Origin of the sequence: Vogesella fluminis (assembly GCF_014652335.1) — a bacterium.
GTDB lineage: Bacteria > Pseudomonadota > Gammaproteobacteria > Burkholderiales > Chromobacteriaceae > Vogesella > Vogesella fluminis.
Map to the genome: position 1 here is coordinate 114,743 of NZ_BMYP01000003.1, position 7,279 is coordinate 122,021.

Genomic DNA, 7,279 nt, shown 5'->3' on the forward strand with positions numbered 1-7,279 from the left:
TGATTTCTCAGAGCAGGCGCTCGCCCCAGTGAAGCTTGTGGCGCAGCATGTCGTAGTAGTTGTAGCCAATCGGGTGCAGGATTTTCAGCGTGTTGCGGTAGCTGCGCACGATGACCCTGTCCATTTCCATCAAGTCGCAGTGCGACTGGCCGTCAAAGTGCACGTGCGTGTCCAGCCCGCGCGTGAGCATGAACGCCACCTCGCAGTTGTCGCTGACCGCGATCGGCCGGTTGCTGAGCGACTGCGGGCAGATCGGCACCAGCGCCATCGCACGCAGTGTCGGATGCAGAATCGGCCCGCCGGAGGCCAGCGAGTAAGCAGTAGAGCCGGTCGGGGTGCTGATGATCAGGCCGTCGGAGCGCTGGCTGTAGACAAACTGGTTGTCGACGAACACTTCAAACTCGATCATCGAACCGAGCGCGCCGCGGCTGATCACTACGTCGTTGAGCGCCAGCGCGCTGGTGATTTCCGCCTCTTCGCGGATCACCGACGCCTGCAGCAGGATGCGTTCCTCCGGCACAAACTGGCCTTCCAGAATCTGGTCGATGGCGCCCAGCATTTCGTGCAGCGGAATGTCGGTCATGAAGCCGAGCCGGCCCTGGTTGATGCCGACCAGCGGTACGCGGTAGGCGGCCAGCACGCGGGCGATCGACAGCATGGTGCCGTCGCCGCCGAGCACGATCACCAGATCGGCAAGCTTGCCCAGATCATCGCGTTCGACCGCAGGGTAGGCCGGTGTGTTGTCGTCCGCCGGCGGCATGCTTTCCGCGTCGATCAGCACCCGCACGCCGCGCTGGGTCAGGTGCGCGGCCAAGGTGAGCAGCGATTCGATGATGTGCGGTTTGCTGTGTCGGGCAACCAGGCCGATCACACTGAACAGGTTCTTGGTCATGATGGATGCGTGATGCTTTCGGTGCCGGTAATCGGCAAGGCTTTCAGGTAGAAGCGGATCAACTCCGCCAGCGAATTGACGCCCAGCTTGTTGAACAGGTTGGCGCGGTGCGCCTCGATGGTGCGCGGCGAGACGTCCAGCTCTTTGGCGATTTCCTTGCTGGACAGGCCGTCGGCCACCAGCCGCAGGATCACCATCTCGCGCTCGGTGACTTTTTCCAGCTGCTGCTTGACCTCGGCGGTTTCCGCCTCATGCTGTTGCAGCTGGATGCTGTTGCGGATCGCCTTGCGCAGGCTTTCCAGCAGCCGGTTGCGGTCGATCGGCTTGGTGATGAAATCGACCGCACCGCCGCGGAAGGCGCGGGTGCATTGTTCCAGGTCGCCGTGGCCGGTGATGAAGATGATCGGCAGCCGGTTTTCCTTGATGCTGAGGATGTCCTGCAGCGCAAGGCCGTTGATGTCCGGCATGCGGATATCCAGCACCAGGCAGCCGATATCGCCGGGGGTGTAGGTCTGCAAAAAGGAAGACGCACTGTCGAAGGTCAATACATGCAGCCCTTGGGTGCCGATGAGGATGGCGAGTGCATCGCGTACGCCGGGATCGTCATCGACCACGTAAACGGATGGTGTCATCGATGCCATTATTGCTGTTCCTCTTTTGCGTCGGGATGGCTGTTTTTCAGTGCCGGCAAGGTCAGTGAAAATTCCGCGCCGCCGGTTTCCAGATTGCGGGCGGCCAGACGGCCTCCGATGCTTTCGATGATGGTCTGGCTGATGGTCAGCCCCAGGCCCATGCCTTCGCTTTTTGAACTGTAAAACGGGTCAAATACGTGCGGCAGGACATTTTCCGGTATGCCGGTGCCGTTGTCACGGATTCCCAGCCGGATGTGACGGCCACGGCGCTCGCTGTAGGCGAAGATCCGCATCGGCTCATCATTGCGGTTTTTCTCGGCCATGGCATCGACGGCGTTTTTGATCAGGTTGATGATTACCTGCTCCAGCTGGATGCTGTCCGCCATCACCTGCGGCAGGTTTTCTGCCAGATCGGTGGTGACGATCACCTCGCGCGCGGCCAGCTCGTTTTTGGTCAGGTCCAGCGCGCTGCGCAATGCATCGTTGATGTTGAGCGGCGCCACCTCCGGCTGCTTGCGGCTGGCCAGCTCACGCAGGCGGCGGATGATCTGGCCGGCCCGATTGGCCTGCCGCACCGAGGAGACCAGCGAAATGCGCAGCAACACCGGGTCCGGATTGGCATCGTCCATCATTGCAAGGCAGGCTTCGTTGTAACTCATGATCGCCGACAGCGGCTGGTTGATCTCGTGCGCCACGCCGGACGACATTTCGCCCAAGGTATTGATGCGGGCAACGCGCGCCAGCTCGTCCTGATGCTTCTTCAGCTGCATCTCGCTGGCTTTCAGCGCGGCGACCATGTCCTGGCGCAGCTTGCCGACATGTCGGAAACAGAGTAGATAGCGTGCCGCAACGTTGGCCGCATCGTTCAGCGGGATGAACTCGCCCTCGATCTCGCTTTCCTGGCCGTTGGCATCGATCAGGATGCTGCCCGGCGGCAGCATCGCCCGCATTTTTTTCTCGATCAGGCGCGGCAGCACGTGGACACGGCGCTGGTTACGCGGATAGCAGATGCCGAAATCGGCACCGGCCAGTAGCTTGCCCGGCAAGTCGTTATCGCCGGTCAGCACCATGGCCCGGGCATTGGCGTACAAAATCTGGCTGCGCGCCGATAGCAGCAATACCGCCTCGTCCATCGCCTGCAGTGCAATATGTTCCAGTGCAGCCCGTGGCTGTGGAGCAGGGGGGGGCGAGGGCGGCGGCCCGGGTGGCCGGACGGGGCGGTAAAACCACTGGCGGGACAGCAGGCCGGCGCCCATCAGGCCGGCACCGGCAAGCAGCAGCCACTGCAGGGCGTTCGGCGGCGACATGCTCAACTGCAGTACATATGGCAGGGTATGGCCGGGTGCGGCCAACGTTTGCTGTTGCCGCAGCAGTATTTGCGGGACCGCAAGCGGGGTGTCCGCCGGGATGGCATTGGCCGCCTGCGGCAGGTCCGTGATGGTACTGATCGACAGTTGCCACTGGCTATTTGCCGGCAGTGGCAGCAGTTGGCGCACGTCGATAAAAACAACAGCCACACCGCTTGCCTGGCTCAGCCGCTCCGCCATGCTGTCCGGCAACGCGCCGCCAGCATAGGCCGCCTTGACGAAAGCCAATCCCGGCGCACCATCACGATAGGTAAACGGCCTGCTGGCCTGCACTTCACCGCTGCTGATGGCGGCTTTGACTGCTGCCGCAAAAAAGCGGTCGGCAGCCAGATCCAGCCCTTGCAGATAGTCAAGGCGTCCGTCGGGGCGGTCCGGGTGCAGGTTGGCCAGCGGGATGTAGTAGCTGCGTGCGGGGGCGGGGTACCAGGCGCTGCTTTCCATCCAGGTGGCAGTGCTCTGGTCGCGGTACTCGCGAATCAGGAACGGCGTACGGCGGCGGTAACTCTGTTGTACTTCGAAGGTGTCGCGACTGCCGGTGTCAACCTTGTGCTGAAAGCCGGCCGCCACCACAAATGCAGGCAATTGCGTGCCGATAGTCCCGGGAGTGGCAGCCTGCGCGGGAGCCAGCTGCTGCAATAGCAATGTGCTGTAATCCAGCTGCCGGTTCAGCAATGCCTGGTTCAGCTGTACGGCCTGCCCGAATGTCTGCTGGTGATGGCGGGCAAGTTGCGCCGCCAGTGCATAGCACAACAGCAGGCAAAGCGCCCAGAGCAGCCACTTTGCTCCCCCGTATTGACGTGCCGTCTGCAAAACCGTTTTCGTTGTGATCAAATCCGGACTTTCAATGACTAATCAGCCAGGCCACGCTGTTGCAGCGTGCCCAGTACCTGTTCGCCTTTCATTACCTTGCCGGCAACGATTGCACGGCAATAGGGCGCGTGGGGATTCAGCTCATAATAACGGCGATGCTCGGTCTCGGCAGGATAAAAGGTGCCGGCAGGTTGCGACTGCGTCACGATTTGCACGCCGGGCGGCAAGGTTGGCCGCAACTCGGCCAGGACGCGTGCCAATGCGGCTTCCTGCTCCGGGAAGTGCCAAAACACCGCCGAGCGGTATTGCGTACCGACATCATGGCCTTGCCGGTTCGGTGTTGTCGGGTCATGCGTGGCGAAAAAAAGCCGCAGCAGATTTTCATAGCTGACGATTTCGTCATCAAACTCGATTTCGACCGCTTCGACATGACCGGTACGGCCGCTGCACACCTGCTCGTAGCATGGATTGGCGACCGCACCGCCGGTATAACCCGGTATTACCGATACGACACCCGGTACCTGGCGGAAAACTGCTTCGGTACACCAAAAACAGCCGCCGGCAAATGTTGCCTTGTTCAACATGATGTAGTCCTTATTCCGGCATGATCCCTGCTGGCTTCATTTCAGGGGAGTGTAGATAAATTATCTGCCAGCAAGCGGAAAAAGCCATCACTATCAACAGTTGTGAGATAGTTCACGTTCGCGGGTTTCCCGGTAATGCCCCACCAGTCCACCGGCGTCGCTCCCAGCGTCAATTCACTGTTCTGTTCCACCGCTACATATACCTTGCGCCCGGAGAACAGCTCCGGCTGCAGCACGTAGGCAATCACGGTCGGATCATGCAGCGGTGCGCCATCGGCACCGTAACGCTGCACATCGAAGCGTTCCAGCGTAGTCATGATGTCGGCCGCCAGATTGCCGGCGCGGTTGGGCAGGGCGCGCAGCAAGCCGATGCGCGCCAGCGACGCGGTCGCCTTGTGAGTGACATCCAGCGGCAGCATGGTGATGGCGGCGGCGCCGCACGCCAGCACCGTGGCTGCCGCGTGCGGATCGACATAGATGTTGAACTCCGCCGACGGCGTGATGTTGCCGCCTTCAAAGTAGGCGCCGCCCATCAGCACGATTTCGCGGATGCGGCCAACGATGTCCGGCGCGCGCACGATCGCCATCGCCAGGTTGGTCAACGGCCCCAGCATGCACAGCGTGACCGTGCCGCGCTCGCGTTCACGCAGGGTGCGGATGATGAAATCGACGGCGTGCTCCTGCTGCAACGGCATGGCCGGCTCATGCAGTGGCACACCGTCCAGTCCGGTCTTGCCATGCACGTGTTCGGCAGTGACCAGCGGACGCAGAAGAGGGCGCTCGCAGCCGGCATGGACCGGCACCTCCGGCCTGCCGGCCCATTCACAAATGATCCGGACATTTTTTGCTGTCAGCTCCAGCGGCACATTGCCCGCCACCACTGAAATCCCGACAACTTCGAGCCGGGACGAGCCCAAAGCTGTCAAAATAGCGACCGCATCATCCTGGCCCGGATCGGTATCAATAATTATCGCGGTCTTGTTCATGATGAATGGTTTGCCTTCAATGCAAAGGCGCCAAGGTTTACCACGCCCCGTTTAAAAGTCAATAGTTGGCCGCGAGACGGGGCCTTTCCGTTTCTGGTGAGAATGGCATGAAAATCGTATTGGCCCCGATGGAAGGGCTTGTAGATGACGTGATGCGGGATGTGCTGACCGGGATTGGTGGCATCGACTGGTGTGTTACCGAGTTCATTCGCGTCACCAACACCTTGCTGCCGGTAAAGACTTTTCACCGGCTGGCCCCCGAACTGCTGCAGCAGTCAAGGACGCGCGCTGGCACGCCGGTGCGGCTGCAATTGCTCGGCTCCGACCCGGTCTGTCTGGCCGACAACGCGGCAAGAGCGGCAGAATTGGGTGCCCCGGCCATTGACCTGAATTTTGGCTGTCCGGCACCGACCGTCAACCGTCATCGCGGCGGCGCGGTGTTGCTGAAAGAACCGCAAACGCTCTACGAGATCATCACCGCGGTCCGCGCGGCGGTGCCTGCCGATATTCCGGTCACCGCAAAGATGCGCTTGGGTTATGAAGATACCAGCCTGACACTGGACTGCGCCCGTGCCATCAGCACAGCCGGCGCTGCAGAGCTGACTGTTCATGCGCGCACCAAGGTGGAAGGCTACAAACCGCCGGCACACTGGGAGTGGTTTGCCCGGATCAAGGAAGTGATCGACATACCGCTGATTGCCAATGGCGAGGTCTGGACCCTGGAAGACTATTGCAATATCCGTGAAGTCAGCCAGTGCGAAACGATCATGATCGGTCGCGGCCTGATTGCCGCTCCCGATTTCGCCAAGCGCATCAAGCACCTGCAGCAAACCGGCAGTCGGCTGGCACTGGAGCCGTGGCTCAATGTGCTGGCGCATGTCAACAGCCTGTTCCTGCAATGTCAGCTGCGTGCCGGCGACAGCAGCTATGCCGTCAGCAGGGTCAAACAATGGCTCAAGCAGCTAAAACACAGCTATCCCGAAGCCGGCGATTTTTTCAATGAAATCAGGTCAATACAAGATTTTGCGCAATTGAAGATCAGGCTGAATGCGGGCTGTTGAACACTAGGTATTTTTACGAATAGTCATCATGCCGATCATCGTCGTAACATGAAGCATGCTTTCTGATATGGAATGGCGTTCCTCATCTGAAGCGTAGCGGAGACAAATCCGTGCTTCCAAAACCTCCTGTCATCGGTGACTGATGCTGGAGGTTCTTTTTTTGCCTTGCGTCCTGATGTTGGTTGCCGGAACAATGGGGGGGATGACCGGGATGAAGCCGGATTTTCCACATTTGATTTGATAACTTGTTGTTTTTAAAACGATATACGGTGTGAGAGTAATGCGCCCGAGCTGCAGCCTGTGGGCCGGTGCAGTGGGTTCCAATACGGGGTGCTTACGTCTCCAATTGATCACACCGGCGCTGATCCATCCAGGCCAGCCAGCCTGCCCGATGGGCTTGTGCGTCGTACAGGGCATGGTGCCAGGGATGTGCCTTCGTGTGGTATTGCGCGACCGCCCTGTCGAAGACGCCGGTATCAATCAACGGCCGCAGATCGAACCATCCGCTCAGGTTTTCCGGCCACTCGCCATCCAACGCATCGGCCAGCAGATCCCGATCATGTTGTGAGTCGCAGGCAATCGTCACGCTGCGCGGGAGCGTGGCAAACCAGTCTCGCAACCGGGCTTGCACCTCCACTTTGAGTACGATGGCCTCCTCGATGCGGCTGAGCTGCGTCCAGACGGCGGACTGGACGAAGGCGTTGCACTTCGAGCGGTCGAAATCCTGCACCTCCAGGTACAACTCCTGCCGACCATCCTCAGCAACCATGCCGATGCTGATCAGCTCGCAATCGATGAAATCAGTGAACTCAGTATCCAAAAAGATCAGCATCGGTATTTCCAGATTTGGTTCTTTCCCGATTAAACCGGTAACCCATGTCCTATGGCCGAGGGTGTGCAGAATTTTGTGTAAACGGACCATTGGCGGGAAACTGCCAAATTGTCCG

Annotated in this window: 7 protein-coding genes; 1 reads left to right on the forward strand and 6 read right to left on the reverse strand. The window is 60.0% G+C overall.

Features of this window, described 5'->3' with window-relative positions; genetic code table 11:
- Positions 1-7: 7 nt before the first annotated feature.
- From IE083_RS01975 to IE083_RS01995, 5 genes are read right to left on the reverse strand one after another with little or no spacing between them, the layout of a single operon-like run.
- A complete protein-coding gene (locus IE083_RS01975; RefSeq protein ID WP_189351961.1) occupies positions 8-892 on the reverse strand; it encodes an NAD kinase in 885 nt (294 codons plus the stop codon).
- Positions 889-1,524: a response regulator transcription factor gene (locus IE083_RS01980; protein ID WP_229799551.1), complete on the reverse strand. Its 636-nt coding sequence runs from the start codon at positions 1,522-1,524 to the stop codon at positions 889-891. The genes IE083_RS01975 and IE083_RS01980 overlap by 4 nt, the downstream gene beginning before the upstream one ends.
- 8 nt (positions 1,525-1,532) lie before the next feature.
- A complete protein-coding gene (locus IE083_RS01985) occupies positions 1,533-3,701 on the reverse strand; it encodes an ATP-binding protein (RefSeq protein WP_189351963.1) in 2,169 nt (722 codons plus the stop codon).
- 38 nt (positions 3,702-3,739) lie between these two features.
- The gene (gene msrA / locus IE083_RS01990) at positions 3,740-4,285 is read right to left on the reverse strand and encodes a peptide-methionine (S)-S-oxide reductase MsrA (RefSeq protein ID WP_189351964.1); all 546 of its coding nucleotides are present in this window, start codon (positions 4,283-4,285) and stop codon (positions 3,740-3,742) included.
- A gap of 41 nt (positions 4,286-4,326) precedes the next feature.
- Entirely contained in the window at positions 4,327-5,271 is a 945-nt protein-coding gene (locus IE083_RS01995) for a nucleoside hydrolase (RefSeq protein ID WP_189351965.1), read from the reverse strand.
- Between the two features lie 107 nt (positions 5,272-5,378).
- Here IE083_RS01995 and IE083_RS02000 point away from each other — a divergent pair, with 107 nt between their 5' ends.
- Positions 5,379-6,332 (forward strand): tRNA dihydrouridine synthase, encoded by a 954-nt coding sequence (locus IE083_RS02000; protein ID WP_189351966.1) that lies wholly within the window; start codon positions 5,379-5,381, stop codon positions 6,330-6,332.
- A 334-nt stretch (positions 6,333-6,666) separates the two neighbouring features.
- On the opposite strand, the gene IE083_RS02005 is transcribed toward IE083_RS02000, so the two are convergent.
- On the reverse strand, positions 6,667-7,279 hold a 613-nt coding region (locus IE083_RS02005), incomplete at its 5' end, for a 3'-5' exoribonuclease (protein ID WP_229799552.1).

What these genes read in the sequence shown, in the direction of transcription:
- IE083_RS01975 (WP_189351961.1), bottom strand. Translation starts at nt 892, where the DNA reads ATGACCAAGAACCTGTTCAGTGTGATCGGCCTGGTTGCCCGACACAGC.
- IE083_RS01980 (WP_229799551.1), bottom strand. Translation starts at nt 1,524, where the DNA reads ATGACACCATCCGTTTACGTGGTCGATGACGATCCCGGCGTACGCGAT.
- msrA (WP_189351964.1), bottom strand. Translation starts at nt 4,285, where the DNA reads ATGTTGAACAAGGCAACATTTGCCGGCGGCTGTTTTTGGTGTACCGAA.
- IE083_RS01995 (WP_189351965.1), bottom strand. Translation starts at nt 5,271, where the DNA reads ATGAACAAGACCGCGATAATTATTGATACCGATCCGGGCCAGGATGAT.
- IE083_RS02000 (WP_189351966.1), top strand. Translation starts at nt 5,379, where the DNA reads ATGAAAATCGTATTGGCCCCGATGGAAGGGCTTGTAGATGACGTGATG.